This is a genomic window from Rhizobium sp. NZLR1b (genome assembly GCF_019685155.1).
Taxonomy (GTDB): domain Bacteria; phylum Pseudomonadota; class Alphaproteobacteria; order Rhizobiales; family Rhizobiaceae; genus Rhizobium.
In genome coordinates, this window is record NZ_JABDWC010000002.1 from 409946 (window position 1) to 431767 (window position 21822).

The 21822-nt window shown below is 61.6% G+C and carries 26 protein-coding genes; 9 read left to right on the forward strand and 17 right to left on the reverse strand.

Going from position 1 to position 21822, the window contains the following annotated elements; genetic code table 11:
- Nucleotides 1–128 precede the first annotated feature (128 nt).
- Nucleotides 129–716: a DUF1214 domain-containing protein gene (locus tag HJB84_RS04235; RefSeq protein ID WP_207583520.1), complete on the forward strand. Its 588-nt coding sequence runs from the start codon at nucleotides 129–131 to the stop codon at nucleotides 714–716.
- Nucleotides 709–1257, forward strand: a complete 549-nt coding sequence (locus HJB84_RS04240; protein WP_207583519.1) for a DUF1254 domain-containing protein — start codon at nucleotides 709–711, stop codon at nucleotides 1255–1257. Before HJB84_RS04235 ends, HJB84_RS04240 begins: the two co-directional genes overlap by 8 nt.
- A gap of 13 nt (nucleotides 1258–1270) precedes the next feature.
- Here the strand turns inward: HJB84_RS04240 and HJB84_RS04245 are convergent, their stop codons facing one another.
- Complete coding sequence (locus tag HJB84_RS04245; protein ID WP_207583518.1) at nucleotides 1271–1438, reverse strand: hypothetical protein; 168 nt, start codon at nucleotides 1436–1438, stop codon at nucleotides 1271–1273.
- A gap of 540 nt (nucleotides 1439–1978) precedes the next feature.
- Here HJB84_RS04245 and HJB84_RS04250 point away from each other — a divergent pair.
- Nucleotides 1979–2185 (forward strand): hypothetical protein, encoded by a 207-nt coding sequence (locus tag HJB84_RS04250; RefSeq protein ID WP_207583517.1) that lies wholly within the window; start codon nucleotides 1979–1981, stop codon nucleotides 2183–2185.
- Between the two features lie 248 nt (nucleotides 2186–2433).
- Nucleotides 2434–3483 carry a DUF2336 domain-containing protein gene (locus tag HJB84_RS04255; RefSeq protein WP_207583516.1) on the forward strand — a complete coding sequence of 350 codons (1050 nt, stop codon included), beginning with the start codon at nucleotides 2434–2436 and terminating at the stop codon, nucleotides 3481–3483.
- Between the two features lie 30 nt (nucleotides 3484–3513).
- Here HJB84_RS04255 and HJB84_RS04260 read toward each other — a convergent pair whose 3' ends face one another.
- The 3 genes from HJB84_RS04260 to HJB84_RS04270 form a co-directional block, all read right to left on the reverse strand.
- Nucleotides 3514–3858: a DUF1491 family protein gene (locus HJB84_RS04260; RefSeq protein WP_207583515.1), complete on the reverse strand. Its 345-nt coding sequence runs from the start codon at nucleotides 3856–3858 to the stop codon at nucleotides 3514–3516.
- 129 nt (nucleotides 3859–3987) lie between these two features.
- Nucleotides 3988–4911 (reverse strand): peptidoglycan-binding domain-containing protein, encoded by a 924-nt coding sequence (locus HJB84_RS04265; RefSeq protein ID WP_207583514.1) that lies wholly within the window; start codon nucleotides 4909–4911, stop codon nucleotides 3988–3990.
- On the reverse strand, nucleotides 4883–6424 hold the full coding sequence (locus tag HJB84_RS04270; RefSeq protein ID WP_207583513.1) for a HAMP domain-containing sensor histidine kinase: 1542 nt from the start codon (nucleotides 6422–6424) through the stop codon (nucleotides 4883–4885). The genes HJB84_RS04265 and HJB84_RS04270 overlap by 29 nt, the downstream gene beginning before the upstream one ends.
- Nucleotides 6425–6875: 451 nt before the next feature.
- Here HJB84_RS04270 and HJB84_RS04275 point away from each other — a divergent pair, with 451 nt between their 5' ends.
- Together HJB84_RS04275 and HJB84_RS04280 are read left to right on the forward strand one after the other, a co-directional pair.
- Nucleotides 6876–7370 (forward strand): DUF5330 domain-containing protein, encoded by a 495-nt coding sequence (locus HJB84_RS04275; RefSeq protein ID WP_207583512.1) that lies wholly within the window; start codon nucleotides 6876–6878, stop codon nucleotides 7368–7370.
- Nucleotides 7371–7792: 422 nt separating this feature from the next.
- Nucleotides 7793–8215 carry a SufE family protein gene (locus HJB84_RS04280; protein WP_207583511.1) on the forward strand — a complete coding sequence of 141 codons (423 nt, stop codon included), beginning with the start codon at nucleotides 7793–7795 and terminating at the stop codon, nucleotides 8213–8215.
- 204 nt (nucleotides 8216–8419) lie between these two features.
- Here the strand turns inward: HJB84_RS04280 and HJB84_RS04285 are convergent, their stop codons facing one another.
- From HJB84_RS04285 to HJB84_RS04325, 9 genes are all read right to left on the reverse strand, one after another.
- Nucleotides 8420–8851: a MucR family transcriptional regulator gene (locus HJB84_RS04285; protein WP_007626776.1), complete on the reverse strand. Its 432-nt coding sequence runs from the start codon at nucleotides 8849–8851 to the stop codon at nucleotides 8420–8422.
- Nucleotides 8852–9289: 438 nt separating this feature from the next.
- Complete coding sequence (mnhG, locus tag HJB84_RS04290) at nucleotides 9290–9622, reverse strand: monovalent cation/H(+) antiporter subunit G (protein WP_207583510.1); 333 nt, start codon at nucleotides 9620–9622, stop codon at nucleotides 9290–9292.
- Nucleotides 9619–9972: a cation:proton antiporter gene (locus HJB84_RS04295; protein WP_207583509.1), complete on the reverse strand. Its 354-nt coding sequence runs from the start codon at nucleotides 9970–9972 to the stop codon at nucleotides 9619–9621. The genes mnhG and HJB84_RS04295 overlap by 4 nt, the downstream gene beginning before the upstream one ends.
- A complete protein-coding gene (locus HJB84_RS04300; RefSeq protein WP_207583508.1) occupies nucleotides 9969–10442 on the reverse strand; it encodes a Na+/H+ antiporter subunit E in 474 nt (157 codons plus the stop codon). Before HJB84_RS04300 ends, HJB84_RS04295 begins: the two co-directional genes overlap by 4 nt.
- On the reverse strand, nucleotides 10439–12025 hold the full coding sequence (locus tag HJB84_RS04305; protein ID WP_221115334.1) for a Na+/H+ antiporter subunit D: 1587 nt from the start codon (nucleotides 12023–12025) through the stop codon (nucleotides 10439–10441). The genes HJB84_RS04300 and HJB84_RS04305 overlap by 4 nt, the downstream gene beginning before the upstream one ends.
- Nucleotides 12026–12275: 250 nt before the next feature.
- Nucleotides 12276–12653 (reverse strand): Na+/H+ antiporter subunit C, encoded by a 378-nt coding sequence (locus HJB84_RS04310; RefSeq protein ID WP_207583506.1) that lies wholly within the window; start codon nucleotides 12651–12653, stop codon nucleotides 12276–12278.
- Nucleotides 12653–13093, reverse strand: coding sequence for a Na(+)/H(+) antiporter subunit B (locus tag HJB84_RS04315; RefSeq protein ID WP_221115335.1), 441 nt, complete (start codon nucleotides 13091–13093; stop codon nucleotides 12653–12655). The genes HJB84_RS04310 and HJB84_RS04315 overlap by 1 nt, the downstream gene beginning before the upstream one ends.
- Nucleotides 13093–15456 (reverse strand): putative monovalent cation/H+ antiporter subunit A, encoded by a 2364-nt coding sequence (locus HJB84_RS04320; RefSeq protein WP_207583504.1) that lies wholly within the window; start codon nucleotides 15454–15456, stop codon nucleotides 13093–13095. The genes HJB84_RS04315 and HJB84_RS04320 overlap by 1 nt, the downstream gene beginning before the upstream one ends.
- Before the next feature lie 126 nt (nucleotides 15457–15582).
- Entirely contained in the window at nucleotides 15583–15798 is a 216-nt protein-coding gene (locus tag HJB84_RS04325; RefSeq protein WP_207583503.1) for a hypothetical protein, read from the reverse strand.
- A 187-nt stretch (nucleotides 15799–15985) separates the two neighbouring features.
- On the opposite strand from HJB84_RS04325, the gene msrB reads away from it, so the two are divergent.
- Nucleotides 15986–16399 (forward strand): peptide-methionine (R)-S-oxide reductase MsrB, encoded by a 414-nt coding sequence (gene msrB / locus HJB84_RS04330; protein ID WP_207583502.1) that lies wholly within the window; start codon nucleotides 15986–15988, stop codon nucleotides 16397–16399.
- A gap of 192 nt (nucleotides 16400–16591) precedes the next feature.
- Here msrB and HJB84_RS04335 read toward each other — a convergent pair whose 3' ends face one another.
- The 4 genes from HJB84_RS04335 to HJB84_RS04350 form a co-directional block, all read right to left on the reverse strand.
- The gene (locus tag HJB84_RS04335) at nucleotides 16592–17293 is read right to left on the reverse strand and encodes a pentapeptide repeat-containing protein (protein ID WP_221115336.1); all 702 of its coding nucleotides are present in this window, start codon (nucleotides 17291–17293) and stop codon (nucleotides 16592–16594) included.
- 120 nt (nucleotides 17294–17413) lie between these two features.
- Entirely contained in the window at nucleotides 17414–17923 is a 510-nt protein-coding gene (locus HJB84_RS04340) for a GNAT family N-acetyltransferase (RefSeq protein WP_207583500.1), read from the reverse strand.
- Nucleotides 17924–18022: 99 nt separating this feature from the next.
- Entirely contained in the window at nucleotides 18023–18691 is a 669-nt protein-coding gene (locus HJB84_RS04345) for a hemolysin III family protein (protein WP_221115337.1), read from the reverse strand.
- Between the two features lie 125 nt (nucleotides 18692–18816).
- Nucleotides 18817–19236 carry a universal stress protein gene (locus HJB84_RS04350; protein ID WP_207583498.1) on the reverse strand — a complete coding sequence of 140 codons (420 nt, stop codon included), beginning with the start codon at nucleotides 19234–19236 and terminating at the stop codon, nucleotides 18817–18819.
- Nucleotides 19237–19422: 186 nt separating this feature from the next.
- On the opposite strand from HJB84_RS04350, the gene HJB84_RS04355 reads away from it, so the two are divergent.
- On the forward strand, nucleotides 19423–20388 hold the full coding sequence (locus HJB84_RS04355; protein WP_221115338.1) for a VOC family protein: 966 nt from the start codon (nucleotides 19423–19425) through the stop codon (nucleotides 20386–20388).
- Nucleotides 20389–20650: 262 nt separating this feature from the next.
- On the forward strand, nucleotides 20651–21817 hold the full coding sequence (locus tag HJB84_RS04360) for an AI-2E family transporter (RefSeq protein WP_221115339.1): 1167 nt from the start codon (nucleotides 20651–20653) through the stop codon (nucleotides 21815–21817).
- Nucleotides 21818–21822: the final 5 nt, after the last annotated feature.

The following is a 21822-nucleotide window of genomic DNA, read 5'->3' on the forward strand; positions in this document are numbered from 1 at the left end:
CGGGGTTAGGGTGAGGGGCAGCTTTCGACGTTAACCGGACTGATCGGCATCCATGTCGTCTCGTGGCATTCCACCCCGCCAGAATCAGTGGTAACCCTTTCATCTGATATGGTTTCCAAGGTCATGACGTGTTTCGGTTTCCCCTCTTCATCCTGGTCACGCTGATCGTCGCCTTCGGCGGCGGGATCATGATTTCGCTTTATGCGCTGGATGCCACACAGGGTTTCGGGGCGATCAAGCTCGGCGCCTGGGAGGCTTTTCCGGCGTTGCAGACGGTCGAGGCCGATCCTTATGCCAAGTCGCACCGCGCGCGCGCCGGCAAACTGCTTTATGGCAGCGCCGAAGGCCTGACCTTTACGGCGAGCGTCGACGATGATGGCGCGCGGCTGAATGCCGGTTGCCGCTACCGCATCAGCGGGCAGACGCCGCCTGCCCGGCTCTGGACCCTGTTTACCGCCGACAATGGCGGCAATCCGGCGGCGGTGACGACCGGACATCCGGCAGCGCTCAATTCCTGGACGGTGCTGCGCCAGCCGGACAGCAGCTTCTCGATCGAAATCTCAGCCGTCGCGCAGCCGGGCAACTGGCTGGCCTTGCCAGAGGCCGGCACCTTCCGGCTTGTGCTGACGCTGTTCGACACGCCGACCGCCGGCAGTTCCGGGGTGATCGACCTTGCCATGCCGAAGCTCACCAAGACCGGATGCGGCAATGCTTAGGATATTCTTCGCCATCCTGACCGGCCTTTTCGGCGCCGCGCTGCTGCACCTCGTCATCATCCTTTCGCTGCCGCATTTCACAGGCAAGGATGCGGCGACCCGTGTAGAGGCGGAGGGTGACCTGAATAATTTCACCCTGCTCGGCGGCCGATATGACGAGGCAGGCCTTGCCAATGGCGACCCCTTCGTGCGCACCGCCGTCTGCTCCTTCGACGTCGAAGATGCGCCGGTGCATTTCACTGCCAAGGGCAATGTGCCCTTCTGGTCGATCGCGATCTACGACAGCGCCTCCAACGAGGTCTTCAGCATGAACGACAGGACCTCTGTCGGCGGCGCGCTCGATGTGCTGGCGGGCGGTCCGATCCAGCTGACCGACCTGCGCAAGAACCTGCCGCAGGAATTGCAGCAGGCGATTCTGGTGGAGATGGCCCGACCGGACGGCTACGCCGTGCTGCGGACGCTGGCGCCGCAGGCAAGTTTCGATGAGGCAGCGCGGAACTTCCTGACGGAAGCCGGCTGCGAGCAATTCATCGCCCGCTAAGGTTGAGCAGGCGTCACTTCGTGTTGACGCGCGGCGCGGGCGCCGGCACGCGCCTGGGGCTCTCGGCCAGCCGCTCGTAGCGGACGCCGGTGAACCATAGGATCTTGGCTTCGCGGGGTTGTTTGTCCGGGCGACGCGGCGCCCGCGGCTGCCAATCCGCCAATGCGACTACTATTGCCATTCTCGTCTCCATGCACTGCCCGAGACGGATGAACTTGCGATGGATTTCACCCTGCCCGCCAATGTGCGAGCCAGCGCGTCCTGCAGTGCCGGAGTGACCGGACCGAGGGCATTCGCGCCTTTCCCACGGCACCTGATTGAAATACCGTGATCAGGACTTTCAACGATCCAAACACTCAAATCGCGTCGTTCCTAGCCGAATTGAGACAGATGTCAGTTAACAGCTTACTAATGTTCGGTGGACGCCAAACACAGTTCACGTTACTTCCTCTCTAACGCGCGAAGAGATGATTTGGTTTCACCCGCCCACGCAGAGACACGGCTTGGCATCGATGTATAAAATTAGAAACAATTCATATGGTTGGCATGAACACCGGCAGGTTACTCGGCCGGAAATGCATACTGTTGCAAAAATACTTCATGAAAATATTTAATTGCGACCGATTCGGATGCGCGTATGGTTCAATCGTCGATCACACGTTTCCGGGCACCGGTCGATCGCGGATATTGCGCGCTCTTGCCGGAATGCGGAGGGCCGGCGATGTCTTTGCTGGTGAATTCATCTTTCTCGCCTGAGGATCTCGACGTGTTGCGCGGTGCACTCGATGCCTGGTGCGCGGAACGGCGCATCGACGTCAAGAGCGTCGAGGCGCAGTTTGCGGCATCCGCAGCCCTCGACCTTTATCAGGCCGGTCACGACAGCCGCGAAACCCTGCTGCACGCGCTACGCGATCGCAGGGCCGCCTGAACTTTCCCCCCGTCACCAGCGATGAGCAATCGCTGCAACGCCTTTTCAAATCGGCATTGTTGGACTGCCGGCCGATGATGTCGCGACACGTCACGCGTGTATAATTCCGTCAAATTTTAATAAAATCTTCAGCATGCATTAACCGTACCGGTGTAGGATTTGTTCATAACCCATGTGGTCCGACATGCGTTCCGCCAGCGCATATCGGCCCGTGGTTCCCCTTGGTTCGGCGTTTTCGGGGTGTTCTTGTGCGTGACCGGTTTCGAGACCTAGAGGGCCCATTGGCCGTCAGGAAAAAGGACGTGGTATTGATGGCGACTGTCAGCAGTTTTGAGAACCTGTCTCATCCGACACGGTCCGAACTGCGCCAATTCGCCGAGCTTTTCATGCCGCTATTCCAGGCCTCCTCCGATGAGGCCAAGCGCCAAGCGGTCGCGGCGCTCTCCCAATGCGCAAACATGCCGGCAGCCGTGGCGCTGTTCATCGGCAACCAGCCGATCGAGATCGCAGCCCCTTTTCTTGCCGCCTCCAAGGCAATTGCCGACGACACGCTGATTACCATCGCGCGCACGCAGGGTGCAGCGCATGTCAGGGCGATCGTCAGCCGCGATTCACTCTCGCCGAAGGTCATCGATGCGCTGGTGGCGCTGCGCCAGAGCCAACCGCGGCCGGCGGCCGCGCCAGCGCCAATCACAGAAGCGCAGACGGTTGCGCTTTCGCCGGCGCCGACCGAGACCACTGAGGCGGAGGCGCTACAGGGGCAGAGGATTGCCAATGAGGAGGCGCTGCGCGAGCGTATCCTCGGTCTTGCCGGTCATCTCGGCCGGGCCGACGAGGACAGGCTCGGCCTGCGCACGCTCACCGATATTCAGGAGGCTTTGCTGGTACGCTTCGCCCGCTCGCGCGAGGCGACGCATTTCGCAACCGCGCTTGCCGATGCGCTGTCGGCCAGCCGCTGGCTTGCCGAGCGCATCATGCTCGATCTTTCCGGCCAACAGCTCGCGACGACGCTGACGAGCCTCGGCATGGGCTTTCTGGACGCCGTCTTCGTACTCGAGAAGCTCTATCCACACCTTGCCGAACAGCAGCACAACGTCACACGCGGCTGGATGGTGCTCGATGCGCTCGATCCAGAAGAATGCCACGAACGTGTGGACGCCTGGCGCCGCGCCGATCGCTACACCTATAAGCCCGAAGTGGCTAATGCGCCGGCGCTCCAGGAAACGGAAAACCACCGCTTCATCCGACAGTCACCGCCGCAACGCGACTTGCGTGTCCTCGGACGGCGATCGCGCTGAGCTGACAGCCTCGGTCATTCGGCTCGGCTGTCAGCCATCTTTTGCAAGCGGGAGCATGTCTCCCAATTCCTCCGCCTCCAGCTCGACGATCCAGAGATCGGGGTCGAACCTGCGTTCGCGCTCCAGCATGGCACGCACCGCTTCCGGATCGCTGCGCGACAGGCGGATTTCGAACAGCCGGTCGCCGGCCTCGCTCTCGCCGAAGGCGGTCTGCGGCGCTGGCGCATAGAGCGTTTCCAGGCCATCGCGGAAGTGCTGGAGGATGAAGATCGCACCCGCCTCCTCCGCACCCTTCTTTTCGACGGCGGCAAAATCGCCGCTGGCGAAGACGCGGCGCAGGAGTGCGGAAACGAAGATGTCGGCGCGTAATCTCATCGGGGCGGTATAGACCGGGGCGCGGACGGCGGCAATGCGGCGATCGCCGCAATTGGCGGTGTTCCAGACAACATCGCCAGGCCCCTGAGGCTGCGAGAGTTTCCGGTCATGGTAAGGGCGGTTTCGAGTTTAAATCGCGCCGATTTCCTTGAGTTTTTTCAGAACCGCCTGGTTTGGCTCGCCATCTTCGAGCAGGTTGTAGTGCTTCTGGAAATGGCGGATGGCCGCGCGGGTCTGCTCGCCGGCGACGCCGTCGACGCCGACATTGGCATAGGCCATGTTGGAAAGACCCTTCTGGATCTTCAGCACCAGGTCGACATTGGTGATTTCGCTTGATGGAACCTGCTTTGCGGATGACGAAGCGGTTCTGACGGTCTTCTCGGCGCTGCGGATCGCCGCTGCCACCGGGTCTTCCGCCGCCGCCTTCGAGCTCACATCCTCGGGCGGCTTTTCCGCGGGCACGGTCGATGGGCCGGCGGCATCGGTCTTCAGCGCCGCCAGTACCCCGGGTGTCGGATCGCCGGTCTGGACCATGCCGACGGTTTCCTCGAAGAACAGGATGGCCGCACTGGTGCGGGGGCCGATGACGCCGTCGGGTATGCCGTTATAGAGGCCACGGCGCACCAGCTGCTGTTGGATGTCCATGACAAGTTGGTTCGGCTGCTGGCCGGGCGCGGCAGGCGCCGGCGTTGCGTTGGTGGTGGTCGCGGTATCCTCCGGCCGTTCGATCCGGAAGGTGGTGACGTCGCCCTGCTGCTCCTCGGCTGGGCGGCGGGCGCCGAGCACATTTGGAGACTGCGGATCGCGGGTGCGGAAAATCGGATGCGGATGCAGGCCCGGCTGATACCAGAGCGCGTTGGCGGCGACGAAGGAGAAGATGACGACGAAGGTGATCGTGCCGCCGGCAACCGAAGGATTGCGGCCGATGACGCCGCCGAGCACGGATGCGCCCTGCAGGCTGAGACCGCCCAGGGCGGCGGCACCTGACATCAGGAGGCCCGGCTGCTGCCGTCCCCTTTTTCCCTTAGGCGATTTTCGCTTGCGCGCGGCCATCGAAACGCCCCTCCCCCAGTTCTGCACCTGTATGGACCGCGCCCTTCAGCCGCGGCGGGAACTCGACAGTCGCGCCATGACCGGCGTCTTCGGCGCACACGGCGCCCGAGCCGTCCACCGCGATCTCGATGGTGATGATCGTGCCTTCGCCGGGCTGGCTGGCGATGGCGAAATGCCCGCCATGCAGCGCCACCAGCCCCTTGACCAGGGAAAGACCAAGGCCGGTGCCTTCGAAGCGGCGGGTATAGTCGTTCTGGATCTGGACGAAGGGCTGGCCGAGCAATGCCAGCTTGTCGGCCGCAATACCGATGCCGGTATCGCTGACCGTTAGCTTGAGGATGCCGTCGCGCGCCGCCGCATCGACCGAGACGACGCCGCCTGCCTCGGTGAACTTGATGGCATTGCCGACGAGATTGATCAGGATCTGCTGGATGGCGCGCTGATCGGCGACGATCTCGCCGAGACCGCGCTGGATACGGCTGGTCAGCGTCAGGCCCTTGGTCTTGGCCTGCAATGCCAGCATCGATTCGCAGGATTTGACCGAGCTTGATATATCGAAGGCATCGAGGATCAGCTCGTAACGGCCGGCTTCGATCTTGCTCATGTCGAGCATGGTGTTGACGACGGACAAGAGGTGCGCGCCGGATTCGCGCACAAGGCCGACATATTCGCGCTGGCGATCGTTTTCGAACTTGCCGAAATATTCTCCGATCAGGATGTCGGAAAAACCGAGAATAGCGTTCAGCGGCGTGCGCAGCTCGTGGCTGACAGCGGCGAGGAAGCGCGATTTGGCGTCGTTTGCCGATTCGGCATCGGCGACGCGGTTTTGAGCCTCGGCACGCAGCTGCTGTTCGACGGAGACATCGTGCAACTGGGCAATGACAGCGGCAAGTTCGCCATCGGCGTCGCGCCGGGCCGTCATGTCCATTCTGAGATAAGCGAACTGGCGTTGATCACGCGCGACCGAGGGGCGGTCGATGCGCAGATCGACGCATTGAGCATCCTCGCCCCGGCGCAGGCCATCGAGCGCCTGCAGGAAAAGGATGCGGTCGGAGACATGCACCTGTTCCAGGAAACCCCTGCCCTTGGGATCGCGCATCCAGGCGAGAAAATCGCGCCGGTCACGGCCGCCGACAGTCGCCACGCTGCCATGCGGGTCGAGGAAGAAGACGAGGCCGGGGGTGGCGGCAAGGAAGAAATCCTCGGCCGATTGCGTCGCGATACCGGCGGATGAGCCCTGACGGGCGAGCGCGATGCTGCCGACGGCGGAAAAGAGAAAGGCAGCGCAGACCATGGCGACACCTGCCGGCAAGGCGACGGCCGGACTGGTGACCGCCGAGAGGCCGACAGGAGCGGCAATAAGAGCGGCCGATGAGAACAGCACGAGGCGGCGCAGGATCGCGAGCTCGCGTTGGCGCACGGCTTCGCCGCCGCCCGTCCGGGAGAGCCAGCTTGTCGCCGCCCGGTCTACGAGGGCCGTCACCCAGCCGCCAATGTTACTCAATACACGCACGCAATACCCGCCCGAAAGGCTGTCTATCGATCCGGACAATAGGCCTTGGCGACTTAAAGAAAGGCTAAGGCAAAAGCGCTGTTCACAGCCCGAAACCCCCGAAATTCCCGTTTTGAAGCATCTGGAAGGCTCTTTGCCTTTTGTGGTTAATAGCAGGTAAGCGACGGATTTTCCTCATATTTCAGCATTGCATTAACTCCTGTGGCAAGGCGAGCCGGCAAAAGCCCTGCAATTGCAAGCAGGTGCTGCCCTGATGCTTAACGGCGATCGCTCGCATTCGACTAAAATGTCCGTCAAATACCGTTCGCTAAAATTTGAACTAAATTTGCCGCAAATGCCCGTGAGTTTCGAAAAGCGGCGTTCGCAACTTGGCGGTAGGGTGAAAACACACCGGACAACCGGCCTGATTCGGCGACAAGAACCGGACGGGAAAACAGGATGGGCAACGACAATGTGGTTTCTGATCAAAGGATCCTTCTGGTTTGGCCTTGTGCTCGTGCTTCTTTCCGTCTTCAGCACGGAGAGTTCCGACAAGCTCGCCAACGGCCCGCAATTGCAGCTTTCCGACGCGTTTACGGCGGCAAGCGGCGCCTATGACTATCTCACAGGCATGTGCTCGGAAAAGCCCGAGGTCTGCGCCAAGGGCGCCGAAACCGCCACGGCGCTCGGCTACCGGGCCCGTGAAGGCGCTCGCGTCGCCTACGAACTTCTCGACAGCCAGTTAAAGGACGAGGCGCCGGCGACCGCAAAGCGCGCCGAACCGCAGGTGCCGGTGGCGCTCAACATGCCTTCGCTGGCCGCACCTGCAATCCAGGAAAAGCTGCGTGAGGCAAAGGCCGCGCTGAACCAGCCGATGCCTTACCGGCCGCCGGTCGAGGATGACGCCTCTGCCGAGACCGTTGTCACCGGCGCGATCCCGCTACCCACGCCGAAGCCGGCGATCTGATTTTTCTGAACTTGCATCGGTGGTCCGCATGACGCGGAAATGCCCCATGCCTGACGTGCCTGCCCTGTTTAATTCAGCATGTTGCTGCGCCGTGAGGATGCCCATCCCTCGCGGCGTTTCTTTTTATCTTTGTGTACGCAATTCCGGACGAAAAACCGCTTCGCACTTTTCCCGGAATTGTAGGTCTTTGTTTTACGCAATTCCGGACGGAAAACCGCTTCGCACTTTTCCTGGAATTGTAAGTCCTTGTTTTGCGCAATTCCGGACAGAAAACCGCTTCGCACTTTTCCTGGAATTGCTTTAACGGTTCAAATCCGCCGATCTTTCACCTATATGCACATCTAGAGCATTTCCTGACGCATTCCGGACCCGAACCGCTGCGCAGCTTTGTTGGAATTGCTTGAATCGTGAAAGGCTTCTCCATGGCATCCCTCGACCAGATCATCGACGACTTCGCCTTCCTGGACGATTGGGAAGACCGTTACCGCTATGTCATCGAACTCGGCAAGGCGCTGCCCGACCTGGCCGAGGAGAAGCGTACGTCCGAAAACAAGGTAATGGGCTGCGCCAGCCAGGTGTGGCTGGTGACGCATACGACAGGCGATCCCGACAACCCGGTGATGAGCTTCGAGGGTGATTCGGACGCCCATATCGTGCGCGGCCTCGTCGCCATCGTGCTCGCCACCTATTCCGGCAAGACGGCATCCGAGATCGCCGGGCTCGATGCCTTCGAGATTTTCTCGAAGATCGGTCTGGTGGAGAACCTGTCGTCACAGCGCTCGAACGGACTGCGGTCGATGGTCAACAGGATCCGGGAAGAAGCAACGATTCGCGCCGCGGCTTGAAGTGTTTGACGGGCTTTGCCAGATCCCGGGCCAAGCGATTCGCACAGCGCCGGCTCAGCGGATCAGTATATTAACACTTGCTGATAGTACAGGAATACAGTCTGCGGCCGCCCGCGAAGCATAGAGCAGCGCCCCCGCCTCGAGCGCATACAGAAAAGCCGGGCACAAGACCCGGCTTTTGTCGTTGGTGGCTTTCGAAAAAGCTCAGCCGCGGCCGCGCTTGCGGCGCTGACCCAGGCCCATCTCCTTTGCCAGGCGCGAACGCGCTTCGGCATAAGCGGGCGCTACCATCGGGTAGTCGGTCGGCAGGTCCCACTTCTCGCGGTAGTCTTCCGGCGAGAGGCTGTGATGCGTCATCAGGTGACGCTTGAGGGACTTGAAGTTGCCGCCGCATTCCAGACACGTGATCTGCTCGTCCTGTACGGACTTGCGGACAGAGACTGCAGGCTTCTGTTTTTCGACGATGGCCGCAGCAGGCTGCGGTACGGACGTGTTGCTCAGTGCCGAATGCACGTCGGAAATCAGATTTGCCAAGTCGCTGACCGGGACAACATGGTTGCTGACATAAGCCGCGACGATGTCGGCCGTCAGTTCCACAAGCAGCTCCGGCGCATTGCCGGTCGCCATTTCCGTCATATTTTTTCTCCTGTTAGCATGCTCAAACGGCCTTTGACTGTTACGTCAAAGACCCGCCTCGTAGAAGCGAACAGCAAAAGCACATGACCGACCTTCTGTTTCGAAAAACGCGAAATCCACCCCTAGATTCCGAAGAGCGAGACCTGTTCTTATACTGCCTGACTGCAAACCACTACGTCATGCCCCAGGCGATGGCCGCAGTTTAGACATAAAAAATCAAAACTGAGGGACTTGGAAGCAGTACGATTGTAACTCACAATCAGAACTCTACTTGCATTTTCAAATAGCATCGTTTGGCCAAAAGGCCAATTATTATTTGTCGTTTTTCTTGAGAAAAAATGACAGATGAAGAATTAAGGCACCCACGGGCAAGCTTTACTCACAGGTTCCTGTGCATAAGTTTTGCATAAATCTGGTAAAGCAGCGCACAGCATAGGCTCAGCGCTTGTGCATATCGTCGCGGACCGAAACAGCCCCGAGCTCATATCCCGAGAGGTGGGCGGCTCTGGCCAACAGATGGGCAGAGACCGGCGCCGTCAGCAACAGGAAGACGAAGCCGGCAATGGCGCGGACGAGAATCGCCAGGTCCTGCGAATAGAGACCGGCGGCAAGGAGCAGCAGCCCGGCGCCGACGGTACCCACCTTCGAGGCCGCGTGCATGCGGGTATAGAGATCGGGCAGCCTGACCAGGCCGATCGCCGCCGAAAGAGCAAAAAACGCACCGGCGATCAGCAGCAGAGCGACAATGGCAGCCAGAATATAATCGATCATCGCTTCTTTCCTCCCGCATGACGCCCTTTCGCGCCGGTCTTTACCGGAGAGGCAGATGCCGGCGATTTGATGTTGCCGCGCGACAGCACGAATCGGGCGAAGGCGACCGTCGCCAGGAAGCCGACGAGGCCGAGCGAGATGGCGATATCGATATAGAGCGAAAAGCCTGTTTTGATCGCGATGACGGCGATGAAACCGATAGCGATGCCCGTCAGCATATCGAGGGCGAGGATGCGATCCGGCAATGTCGGGCCGGCAACGACGCGCCAGACCGTCAGAATCGACGCCAGGCCGAGGATGACAAGGGCAGCCGAGGATGCGACCGCGATAATGGCGGCAGGTGTGATCACCGGAAAGCCTCCATGATCTTGCGTTCGAAACCATTGGCGATATCCCGCCTGGTTGTCTCGGGATCGGAGCAATCGAGCGCGTGGACATAGAGCGTGCGGCGATCGGTGGAGACATCGACCGAAAGCGTGCCGGGTGTCAGGGTGATGAGGTTTGCGAGCAAAGTGATCTCGAAATCACTCGTCACCGTCAGAGGGAAGGCGAAGATGCCCGGCTTCAGCTTCATATCAGGCGAGAGGATGGTGAGCGTGACTTTCCAAGCCGACAACGACAATTCCTTCAGGAACAGAGCGGCGAGCGAGAGCACCAGACGAGCGCGGCGCAGATATCCCGTGCCGCCGAAAGGTTCGCGGATGACGGCCAGCGCCAGGGCGCCAAGCAGGAAGCCGAAGACGAGATTGTGCAGCGAGCCGCTACCGGTAACGGCGACCCAGGCAATGGCAAGCAGCAGGTTGAAGAGAAAGGCGATCACCGCGCGTCTCCGGGGAAGACCGAATGGAGATAGGCCGCTGGATCGGCAAGACCGGCAGCGGCCGATTGCGACAGCGCCAGCAGCTGTTCCGGCAGGATGCCGAAGCCGATGGTGAGCGCCGTTAATGCCGCCAGTGGCAGGCCGGTGCGCCATCTGGCCTCGGACGGCATCAGTTCTACCGGCGCCGGGCGCCAATAGGCGAGCAGGAAGAGGCGGCCGAAGGCGATCGTCGTTAGAAAACCGCCGACGAGGATTACGGCCGCCAGCCACCAGTCACCGAGATCGAGCGAGGCCTTGACGAGAATGACCTTCGGCCAGAAGCCGGAAAAAGGCGGTAGGCCGCAGGCGGCAAGGAAGAGAACGAGGGAGAGCGCGGCGAAGGCGCCGCTCTGCCGATAGAGCCCGCCGAGCTCGGACAGTAAAAAGCCACCGCCACGCCGAGCGATCTCGCCGGCAGCCAGATAAAGCGCCGTCATCAGAACCATGGAATGGAGCGCATAGAAGACCGCGCCGCTGACGCCGTCAATGCCACCGCCTGGGCCACCGCCTGGGCCGCCGCCGGGGCCACCAAGGGCGACGCCGGCGAGCATGTTGCCGATGCCCGAGATGACGACATAGCCGAACAGCCTGCGGATATCGTTTTCGGCAAGGGCGCCGAGAGCGCCGACGACAATGGTCGCGGCGGCGGCAAGCGCGATCACCAGGCTCAATTCCTGTCGCTCTACCGGCAGCAGCATGACCATCACCCGGATCAGTGCGTAGATCCCGACCTTGGTGAGTAGGCCGGCAAACAGCGCGGAGACCACGATGCGCGGCGTATGGTAGGCGGCGGGCAGCCAGAAATTAACCGGGAAGGCTGCCGCCTTCATGCCGAAGGCGAGCAGGAAGAGGCTGGCCAGGGTCATCAGCGGCGCGGTACCGCGCAAATCCTTCGCCCTTGCCGCGATATCGGCCATGTTGAGCGTACCGAAGGCAGCATAGAGGATGCCGACGCCAATCAGGAACAGCGTCGTGGCGATGAGGTTCAGCACCGCATATTTCAGCGCACCGTCGATCTGTTGACGTTCGGAGCCAAGGATGATCAGGCCGAAGGAAGAGATCAGCAGAACTTCGAACCAGACATAGAGATTGAAAACATCGCCAGTGAGAAAGGCGCCGCTGACACCGGCCATCAGCAACATGAGCAGCGGAAAGAAACCGTACCGCCGGCCACTTTCGCCGATATCGGCAAGCGCATAGATGCCGGCGGCAAGCGCCACAAGGGCTGCGGTGAAGGCCATCAGCGCACCAAGGAGATCGACAGTGAAGGCGATGCCGAAGGGCGGCAGCCAGCGGCCCATGACCATGGTGAGCGGCCCTTCGGCCGAAACCTTGGCGAGCAACGCCGCATCGATCAGTGCCAGCATCGCAAGGCCTGAGATGGCGAGCCATGCCTGCAGGCGGGGATGGTTGCGCAGCATGAGCAGAACAGCACCCAGCGTGATGCAATGGGCGACCGGCAGGATCACCAGCCAATGGCCGATGGGAACCGGGGCGGTGATCAGGGCGGCGGCGAGATCGACGGTGGAGGTGGGAGCGGCCATCAAGTACGGCCCTCGGCATCGCAGGGGGCGTACCGTGGCGCACCCCCCTCTGCCCTGCCGGGCACCTCCCCCAAAAGGGGGGAGGTCGGCAAGACGCGCCCGCTTCCCGATATATTAATTGCACCCCCATCCGCTTCGCCCATCCCAGGCATCTGACCAGGGTGAGATTTCGCCCCCAGCCGATCTCCCCCCTTGTGGAGGAGATGCCCGGCAGGGCTGAGGGGGGTAATCACCGACACCGACATCCGCCTCAATACCCCAATGGCGGCAGCGGCCGGTCGTCGGGCTCGGCGGCGCGCATTTCGCTGGTGTCGTCGGTGCCGAGGTCCTGATAGGCGCGGTAGGTCAGCACCAGCAGGAAGGCGAGGAAGGAGAAGGAGATGACGATCGCCGTCAGGATGAGGGCCTGCGGCAGCGGGTTGGCCGTGCCGGCAGGCAAGGCGTCGAGACCGGCCGGGATGATCGGCGGCACCCCACGCGTCAGCCGGCCGCTGGTAAAGAGCAGAAGGTTGACGGCATTGCCGAGGATGGCGATGCCGAGCATGATGCTGATCGTGAATTTCGATAGCATCAGATAGATGGCTGCGGCGAAGAACAGGCCGACGAGGATCGCGAGAAGCGGTTCCATCATTCCATCTCCTTTTCTTCCAATGCCACTTCCTTTTCTTCCAATGTCAGGGCGATCGAGGTGATGGCGCCGAGCACGACGAGATAGACGCCGATGTCGAAGAGCATGACGCTCGACAGCGGCACTTCGAGACCGAAGAGGTTCGGATAGATCCAGAGGCCGGTCATGAAGGGAACGGCGAAGAGAATGGAGAGAAGACCTGCTACCGTCGACAGCAGCAGGCCGAAGCCGGCAAGCGACAGCGGATGGAAAAACAGCGCGCGGCGAACGGCGGCAACCCCGCGGGCAATGCCATAGATCGCCAGTCCCGAGGCGGCGATCAGCCCACCAATGAAGCCGCCGCCCGGCTCGTTGTGGCCGCGCAGCAGCACGAAGACCGAAAATAGCAGCATCAATGCCGTGAGGAACGGAGCAACCGTGCGGAAAATCAGGGTGTTCATCAGCCCTCTGTCTCCACCGCAGGGTCATTGGCCGCAAGTTTGCGCTCGGTGCCGGCGCGGATGCGGATCAGTGCAAGGATGGCAAGGCCGGTGACGGCGACGACGGCGATTTCGCCGAGCGTGTCGGTGCCGCGGAAATCGACGATGATGACATTGACGACATTGGCGCCGTGGGCAATCGTTTTCGAATAGGCGTTGAAGAATACCGTCAGCGCGTCGTTGAACGGCACCTGGGTCGCCCGCAGCAGCAGAAGCGTGAAGCCGAGGCCGCAAATGAGTGCAAGCGCACCATCGAAGACCCTGCGACCGAGCGGGCGCCCGTCGGCCGGCAAAAGACGGAGCCTGGTCATGACCAGGGCGAGAATGACCACCGACAGAGTTTCGACCATGAACTGGGTGAAGGACAGATCCGGCGCGCCGAACAGCAGGAAAATGATGGCGACGGCAAAACCCTGGATGCCGAGCGAGACGATCGCCGTCAGCCGGTCGCGGGCAACGAGCACGGCGGCAAGGCCGAAGGTGGCAATCAGCAAAACCGCCCATTCATAAAGCTCGACATCGGCCGGCCAGGCGGGAGGGTGCGGCAGCTCACCGTAGACGATAGGGGGAATGATGAGGATGGCGGCGACTGAGAGGAAGGTGCAGGCAACATAGGTCTGCAGCCGCCCCGGCTGGAGAACACGCATGGTGCGGGCGGCGAAGCGAACAAGGCCGGATATGGCAAGGTCGAAACCGTGATCCGGGCCGCTCCCGGCGGCGCGCAGGAAGACAACCATCAAAAAGCGGGCGCGATCGAGCTGCCAATAGACGCCGATACCAAGCAGCGCGGTCAGGGCGGAGAGCGCCAACGGCCCGCCGAGATGCGGCGTCAGCGAAATGTCGATCTCTACAGGGTCCTGACGGATGGCGGCGGCGATGGAAGAGGACAGGACGGCGTGAGTGAAGTCTGAAAAGATCGCGCCAAGAAAGCCGAGGGAGGCGAGAACGGCCGGGCCGAGCCAGAGCAGCACAGGCGCTTCGTGCGGATGGTTCGGCGTTTCCGCCGGTTGGCCGAGAAAGGGTTTCAGCGATACCGCGAAGGCGACGGCGAACATCAGCGCGTTGCCGAAAACGGTGATTGCGGTGAAGGTCAGCGCGCGGACATCGCCGCCGACCAGGGCCGTATAGATCTCCTCCTTGGCGAGGAAGCCGAAGAATGGCGGCAGACCGGCCATGGAGAACGCCGCCGCAAGCGCAATTACCCATGTCAGCGGCATCGCCCGCATCAGGCCGCGGAGCCTGGTGATATCACGTGTGCCGGTCTCGTGATCGATGATGCCGGCGACCATGAAGAGCGCGCCCTTGAACAGCGAATGCGCCACCAGATAGAGCGCCGCCGCCTCCACCGCATGTTCGGAGCCAAACCCGATCAGCATGACGAGCAGGCCAAGCGAAGAGACGGTGGTATAGGCGAGCTTGAGCTTCAGGTCCGTCTGGCGGATGGCAAGCGCGGTGCCGACCAACAGCGTCAGCCCGCCGAAGAAGGGCAGAAGGATTTCCCAGGCCGGCGTCGCCCCCATGACCGGGTTGAGCCGCATCAGCAGATAGACGCCGGCTTTCACCATGGTGGCCGAATGCAGGTAGGCAGACACCGGCGTCGGCGCCTCCATGGCGTTCGGCAGCCAGAAATGAAAGGGAAACTGCGCCGACTTGGTGAAGGCGCCGCCAAGGACCAGGATGAGAGTGGCGAGATAGAGCGGGCTTTCGCGCACGGCATCGCCAAATCCCATAAGCTGCGACATCTGCGTGACGCCTGAGATGTTCCAGAGCAGCAGCAGGCCGGCCAGCAGGCAGAGCCCTCCCCCGCCGGTCACCACCAGCGCCTGCAGGGCGGCGCGGCGAGCCGCCTGACGCTCGTGATCGAAGCCGATCAGCAGGAAGGAGGTGATCGATGTCAGTTCCCAGAAGATGAAGAGCATCAGGAAACTGTCGGAAACGACGACGCCAAGCATGGCGCCCATGAACAGAAAGATGAAGGAGAAGAAGCGGCCTTGATCCTTGTGTCCCTTGAGATAGCCGCCAGCATATAGCACGATCAGGGTGCCGATGCCGGTGATCAGCAGCGCGAAAGCCAGCGACAGGCCATCGAGGAACCAGGAGAAGGAGAGATTGTAGCTCGGCACCCAGGAATAGCCGCCGGTGACGACCTCGCCGCGCGCAACCTCGGGAACGAAACGCAGGAAATGCAGGAAGGCGAGCAACGGAGCGATCGCCAGGAGCCAGGCGCCGTTAGCGCCGAAGATGCGGATGACGAAGGGGGCGGCAAGAGCGCCGGCGAGCGGCAGACACAGGGCCAAAAATGTCAGAGCCGTGACATCGGCCATGTCTCCTCCTCTACCAGCAACAGACGAAAGCCGGAGAAAACCGGCTGCCCTCTGACTTAGGCGAAATGGTAGAGCGTCTCAAGCAATTTCGATCGGAGGGCGAAGGGGCGCAGCGATGGTGATGGATCAGGCCGCCGATCGAGAACGGCGCGTCAGCAGCCGGGCGACGAAACCGTGCAGGATGAAGATCAGCAGCGTTAGCGGCCAAAGCAGGCAGGCGAAAAGCCCGGCGAGACGATGGAGCGTCAAGCCGTCATGGTTGGCCCAGCCTTCCAACAGCGTGACCGCCAAGGCGGCCACGGCTACGAGGCCGTAGAGCAGGACGATTGCTGCTTCAAACACCAGTGATCCCCAATGCACGTAACATTAACCCTAACAGAAACTCCCTAACGGATGTAAAAGCAAGCGTCTTCCCCCAATTGCGGTATGCGGCCAATCTCACGGCGCGCCGCTCTAGACTTGATGAACTGACGACGGCACACCACATTTCTCGCGAAACGGAACCGCCCCTCGGCGAAAGGAGCATGGCATGTCCGAAACTGCAACCACCGCCAAGATCCATAAGACCGATGCCGAATGGAAAGAGCAGCTCACCCCCGAGCAGTACCGCATCACGCGCCAGCACGGCACCGAGCGCGCCTTCACCGGCCCCTATTGGGATTCCTTCGAGACAGGACTTTACCGCTGTGTCGGCTGTAATGCCCCGCTTTTCCGCTCCGACACGAAATTCGATGCCGGCTGCGGCTGGCCGAGCTATTTCGAAGCGGTGTCGCCGGATGCGGTGACCGAGCATCGCGATACGGCCTTTGGCATGGTGCGCACCGAAATCCGCTGCGGCAACTGCGAAGCCCATCTCGGCCACGTCTTTCCCGACGGCCCGCCGCCGACCGGCCTGCGCTACTGCATCAATGGCCATTCCATGGTGTTCGAGGCTGGGAAGTAAGCGTTCGGCGCAGAAGCCAGCCTTGCCCCTCATCCGCCTGCCGGCACCTTCTCCCCGCTTGCGGGGTGAAGGTGGTGTGCCGCACCCTCTCCGTTCCCCACAAACCTCTCGTATGGCAAGCCCCCTCGCCCCGTTTACGGGGAGAGGGTTAGGGTGAGGGGCAGCGTCCGGCGCTAACCGGCCCCCGCCCAATCACTCGTGTTCGGCAGGGCATGGCCAGGTTGTCGGCGCCGAAAGGCCGGCCGGCAGCTTGGTCGAGGCATCGCCGCAGGCGAGATCGATCTGCGCCTGTTCGAGCCCGGCTGCGGCCGAGAGGTCAAGGCCTTCGATGCGGGTCAGGAACATGAAAGCGCGCTCGAATATCGGCGGGCCTTCGAAGGTGGCGCCGGAGAGATCGGCACGGGAGAGATTGGCGAACGAGAATTTCGTGCCCGTCAGCACCGCCTTGTCGAAATCGGCGCGGCCGAGCTCGGCCTTTTCGAAGCTCGCGCCGGCAAGCGTGGCGCCGGCGAAATTGGCCCGCTGCAGTTCGGCGCCGGCGAAGGAGGCGCCGGCGGCGGCAATATTGGCGAAACTGGCGCGATAGGCCTCGATCTTGGCGAAGTTGGCGCCTTCGGCGTGGGCGCCCTCGAGTGAGGCACGCACCAAAGTTGCCTTTTCGAGATTGGCGGATTTGACGTTGGCGCCGGCGAGATCCGTCAGCGAGAAATCGGTGCCGACGAGGTCGGCGCCTTCGAGATCACTGCCCTGCAGCATCAGGTTCTTCTTGGTGCATTCCTGCCAGTCGAGCTTCGGCGAGGCCAGGCTGCCGCAATCGGCCGCCGGGGCGGCAACCGGCGCAAATGCCAGAAGGACGAGGGCAAGGAGACCGAGCGACGATCCGTGCATTGCCATTGAACTGTTCACCTCCATACCATTCTGAGGCCGCCTCGCGCGAAGCAGGCTGCCTCCACTTTCTTACACAGCTCAGACTACAATAAAAAGATGGCGCGCCCTTCACAATGGGATGCCGGATCAGTCCAGAGGCAGGCGAAGCTCCATGCAGGTGAGGTCCAGCCAGCGGCCGAACTTGGTGCCGACCTCGGAAAATCTGCCGGCAATGCGAAAACCAAGCTTTTCATGCAGCCTGATCGAAGCGGTGTTCTCCGCCTCGATGCCGGCGATCATCACGTGGATATTTCCTGCCGCAGCACGGGTGATCAGTTCCCGCATCAGGCGCTCGCCTATGCCGGCGCCGCGGCAATCCTTGTCGACATAGACGGAATGCTCGACGGTGTGGCGGTAGCCATCAAAGGAGCGCCAGTCGCCATAGGAGGCATAGCCCGCGACCCTGCCTGCCAGCTCGGCGACGATGACCGGAAACCCGCGGCCCTTGCGCGCCTTCATCCATTCCTGGCGGTTTTCGAGATCGACCAGCGTATCGTTCCAGATCGCCGTCGTGTGCTCGACGGCGTGATTGTAGATATCGCGGATGGCTGGGAGATCGGCTTCGGTGGCATCGCGGAGGAGGACAGCGTCTGTCATGATTGCCCGTTCGTATTGTCTGCGAAAGGGGCATACGCCCGGCCTCGAACGATGTAAACGGCGGATGCGAAATACCGGCGACTTTGGGCACGGCCGTGATTAGAGGCCCGGCCCCGGCAGGCTAAAACAGGTGAAGACGGCCGAATAATGCACCGCCGCGGCGGTGACGACGAAACCGTGCCAGATGGCATTCTGAAAGCGCAGCTTCTCCCAGACATGGAAAATGACGCCAAGCGAATAGATGACCCCGCCGATGACGATCAGCAGCATCGAGGTGGAGGGAATGCGCGAAGCGACAGGCCCGGCCACCAGCACGCCGCTCCAGCCCATGGCGAGATAAAGCAGGATGGCAACACGGTCGTAACGGTCGGGAAAGACGCATTTCAGGATAATGCCGGCGGCGGCGAACAGCCAGATCGCAACCAGCATGAACAAGAGCAGCGGGTCGTCGGCGCCGCGTTCGAGAAAGGGCGTGTAGGTGGCGGCGATCAACAGGAAGATCGCCGAATGATCGAAGCGGCGCAGGTACCATTTGGTGCGCGAGACCGGCCAGGCGTTGTAGGAAAAGGAAATGGCCAGCGTCAACACCAGCCCGACGCCATAGATCCAGGCGGCAGCGAGCGCGCCGTAGGAGCTCCAGAGCGTGGCGTAGAAGATCAGCACGGTGGCCCCGATCAGCGCCAGCACGAGACCGACGCCATGGACGATACCATCGGCGATTAGTTCATATCTGTCGTAAGCCCAGCGAATGCCGTTGAACTCGGCCATGCCCGCCAATCCGTTTCAGACCCCGACTGCAATCGTCGCATCGAACCGACGGGTGCGCAACTGCGGCAAAGCGCACGGGCGGTAAATCTTCGTGACAGGCTGATTGACGGCGAAGCAGCTACGCATCAAACCTTCTGCCGGTCGACCAGCACCGAGCATTTGGCGTGGCGCACGACCCGGTCGGCGGTGGCGCCGATGAAGTAATTGGAAAAGTCCGGAACATGCGAGGCGACGATAATGAGGTCGGCTCCGTGGCTTTCGGCGGTCGAAATGATCGCTTTGGCAGGTGGGCCGTTGCGGATCTCGACGGTTGCCGCAATTCCGGTTGCGGCGATCAGCGCTTTTAGCGTGTCGCGGCTGTCCTGCATGGCGTCCTCGACCATATTGGCCGGCAGTTCGATCGCGACATAGGTCGGCACATCCTCGATGACGTTGAGCGCTACGATCTCGCCGCCGTCGTCGAGCAGGGACGCGGCCTTGCGGAGGATCGTGCCTCCCTTTTCGATGCCGCCGAGCGCGATCGCCACGATGATCTTCCTGTACATGGCTTCCCTCCATGACTGAGATGCATAAGCTTCCTCTAAAGAAGATATGGACGCTTTGACCGCGATCAAGTGGACGTCATCGTCAACACCTGCTCAACGCTTCATCTTCAAAAACGGATCTTCTGTGAACAATCGGAATCCGCCATATAGGGATCAGGTACGGCAGCCCAGAGGATGCAGAGGCGGATGAATCGACGAAGCTTTCTCGGCCTTGCCATGCGCGGCACATTCGCCGCCACCGCCGGCGCGCCGTCCATTCTACAGGCCAGATCAGGAGCAGGAGAACAATCCATGACGACCGAAACTTCCTATGCGCTGACGCGGCCAGCCTATATCGACCAGTCGCATCTCGTGGTGACCGACCTCGCTGTCGTTTCCGGCTTCTATCAATCGATGCTCGGGCTGAAGGTCATCGAGAAGACGGCGAGCGGGCAAGTGCTGGGTGTCGGGGATCTGCCGCTTTTGACGCTGACGACTGCCAAGGACGCCGCAATCGCGCCGCGCAATGCCGCCGGCCTTTTCCACACCGCCTTCCTGATGCCGGATCGGGCGGAACTCGCACGCTGGCTACGCCATGCCGCCAACAATAACGTCGTGCTCGACGGCGCCTCGGACCACCTCGTCAGCGAGGCAATCTATCTGTCCGACCCCGAAGGCAACGGGATCGAAATCTATGCCGACCGGCCTCACGAACAATGGAAATTCGATCAGGATGGCATGGTCGACATGGCAACGCTGCGGCTCGACCTGCAGGCGCTCTATGACAGCGCGGCCGATGAGCACTGGAGCGGCATGGCTGTGGGAACGGCGATCGGCCACCTGCATCTGCAGGTCGGCGACATCCCTCAGGCCGACGCCTTTTACCGCGACGTCCTCGGCCTCAAGCTGATGGCGAGCCGACCCGGCGCGAGTTTCTTTGCAACCGGCGGCTACCATCATCATATCGCCGCCAATATCTGGAACAGCAGGGGTGCTGTCGCACGCGCCGACAATATGACCGGACTTTCGGACTACAAGGTCCGGTTCAACGACAAGGCGACGCTGGATGCGGCGATCTCCAAGCTCGACGCGCTGGAGATCAAGAGCGAGAAGCGCGATGGCGGCGTGTTCCTCAGGGACCCGTGGGGCATCGGCCTGACGCTTTTGGCGTAATTTCCTTGCCGTGACAGATCAGCCTTGATGCATGTTGCCCAGAAGTGCCCGGTGTTTCCGGGCGACATGCATACAAACAAAGGACTAAAGCGCGTCGCATGCATCAAATTTGATGCAACGCGCTTTAGCGACTGGAGACGTTCACGCATGGAATGCTCCATGCGCGAAGACACGCGGCAAGCGCCCTGGAGGCCCCCACGGAACCGGAACCGCATCGGCGCGTTTTCGTGACGAAGCAATGAGGCTTCGGGGACCTCACCGCATGGGCATCGCCAACGGCATCCGCAAACAGGCAAAGAAGATCGCGATCGGCGAACGCCGCACCAGCGCCTGGGCGCAGACGCTGAAGGAGGCAGCCGAAGAGCTGCCGCCGCCACCGCTGCACCGGCTGGAAAAGGACGGTCTCGATATCAGCATGGCCTGGGCGATCATGGGCATCTTCGGCATTCTCGGCCTTGCCGCCGTCTACATGATGTCGCTGATCCTCATTCCGATCACACTTGCCGTCGTCGTCGGGATGATCCTCGGCATGGCGGCGGAAAAACTCAGCAGGATGGGCGTGCCGCGACTGGCCAACGCCTTCATGCTGTCAAGCGGCGTGGCGCTGGTGATCTTCCTGGTGATCAACTCGCTCGCCGGCCCGCTGATGACGTTTGCCAATGAGGGGCCGGCCTTTGCCGAGCGGACCATGGACCGCGTCATGCCTTATCTCGAGCGCATCCAATGGCTGCATATCACGCCGGCGACATTCGAAAGCGGGCCGATGTCGATCGGTGCGCTGCTCGAAAACACCGGCAACGTGCTGCATGTGGTGACGACCAGCCTGACGCCGGCTGTCGTGCAGGGGATGATCTTCTTTGCGGCGCTGCTGCTCTTCCTGGCCAGCCGGGTCAACCTGCGCAAGACGATCATCATGACCTTCCGCACCCGCACGCAACGCCTGGCGGCAATCCGCGTCATCAATGCCGTCGAGCAGGTGCTTGGCTTCTACTTCGCCACAGCCTCGCTGATCTATATCGGGCTCGGCGTCGTCATGACTGTCATCGCTTATACGGGCGGGCTGGCGGCGCCGGTGCTCTGGGGCTTCTTCGCCTTCCTGTCGAGCTTCATTCCCTACCTCGGCATCACGCTGATGACGCTTGCCGTCGCGGTCGCCGGCATTCTCTCCCATGATGACCTCGTCATTGGCCTGATACCGGCCGCGGCCTTCTTTACCGTGCATCTTCTCATGGAAAACCTGATCTTCCCGGCGGTGATGGGACGGCGGCTGGAAATCAACCCCTTCGTCGTCTTTCTCGCCATTCTGTTCTGGACATGGATGTGGGGCGCCGTCGGCGCTATGCTGGCGCTGCCGCTGTCGCTGATCGTCATCACGATCATCGAGGAATTGCTGATCGAGGAAAAGCCGCAGCCGCAACTGCCGAAATGATCAAC

Bases quoted from the DNA above. Each gene is read 5' to 3' on its own strand.
- HJB84_RS04275 (WP_207583512.1), top strand. From the start codon at position 6,876: ATGTGGTTTCTGATCAAAGGATCCTTCTGGTTTGGCCTTGTGCTCGTG.
- HJB84_RS04310 (WP_207583506.1), bottom strand. From the start codon at position 12,653: ATGGAACCGCTTCTCGCGATCCTCGTCGGCCTGTTCTTCGCCGCAGCC.
- HJB84_RS04350 (WP_207583498.1), bottom strand. From the start codon at position 19,236: ATGTACAGGAAGATCATCGTGGCGATCGCGCTCGGCGGCATCGAAAAG.
- HJB84_RS04280 (WP_207583511.1), top strand. From the start codon at position 7,793: ATGGCATCCCTCGACCAGATCATCGACGACTTCGCCTTCCTGGACGAT.
- HJB84_RS04345 (WP_221115337.1), bottom strand. From the start codon at position 18,691: ATGGCCGAGTTCAACGGCATTCGCTGGGCTTACGACAGATATGAACTA.
- HJB84_RS04360 (WP_221115339.1), top strand. From the start codon at position 20,651: ATGGGCATCGCCAACGGCATCCGCAAACAGGCAAAGAAGATCGCGATC.
- HJB84_RS04320 (WP_207583504.1), bottom strand. From the start codon at position 15,456: ATGGCCGATGTCACGGCTCTGACATTTTTGGCCCTGTGTCTGCCGCTC.
- HJB84_RS04260 (WP_207583515.1), bottom strand. From the start codon at position 3,858: ATGAGATTACGCGCCGACATCTTCGTTTCCGCACTCCTGCGCCGCGTC.
- HJB84_RS04340 (WP_207583500.1), bottom strand. From the start codon at position 17,923: ATGACAGACGCTGTCCTCCTCCGCGATGCCACCGAAGCCGATCTCCCA.
- HJB84_RS04245 (WP_207583518.1), bottom strand. From the start codon at position 1,438: ATGGCAATAGTAGTCGCATTGGCGGATTGGCAGCCGCGGGCGCCGCGT.
- HJB84_RS04240 (WP_207583519.1), top strand. From the start codon at position 709: ATGCTTAGGATATTCTTCGCCATCCTGACCGGCCTTTTCGGCGCCGCG.
- HJB84_RS04335 (WP_221115336.1), bottom strand. From the start codon at position 17,293: ATGGCAATGCACGGATCGTCGCTCGGTCTCCTTGCCCTCGTCCTTCTG.
- msrB (WP_207583502.1), top strand. From the start codon at position 15,986: ATGTCCGAAACTGCAACCACCGCCAAGATCCATAAGACCGATGCCGAA.
- HJB84_RS04315 (WP_221115335.1), bottom strand. From the start codon at position 13,093: ATGAACACCCTGATTTTCCGCACGGTTGCTCCGTTCCTCACGGCATTG.
- mnhG (WP_207583510.1), bottom strand. From the start codon at position 9,622: ATGATCGATTATATTCTGGCTGCCATTGTCGCTCTGCTGCTGATCGCC.
- HJB84_RS04285 (WP_007626776.1), bottom strand. From the start codon at position 8,851: ATGACGGAAATGGCGACCGGCAATGCGCCGGAGCTGCTTGTGGAACTG.
- HJB84_RS04265 (WP_207583514.1), bottom strand. From the start codon at position 4,911: ATGGCCGCGCGCAAGCGAAAATCGCCTAAGGGAAAAAGGGGACGGCAG.
- HJB84_RS04355 (WP_221115338.1), top strand. From the start codon at position 19,423: ATGAATCGACGAAGCTTTCTCGGCCTTGCCATGCGCGGCACATTCGCC.
- HJB84_RS04305 (WP_221115334.1), bottom strand. From the start codon at position 12,025: ATGGCCGCTCCCACCTCCACCGTCGATCTCGCCGCCGCCCTGATCACC.
- HJB84_RS04250 (WP_207583517.1), top strand. From the start codon at position 1,979: ATGTCTTTGCTGGTGAATTCATCTTTCTCGCCTGAGGATCTCGACGTG.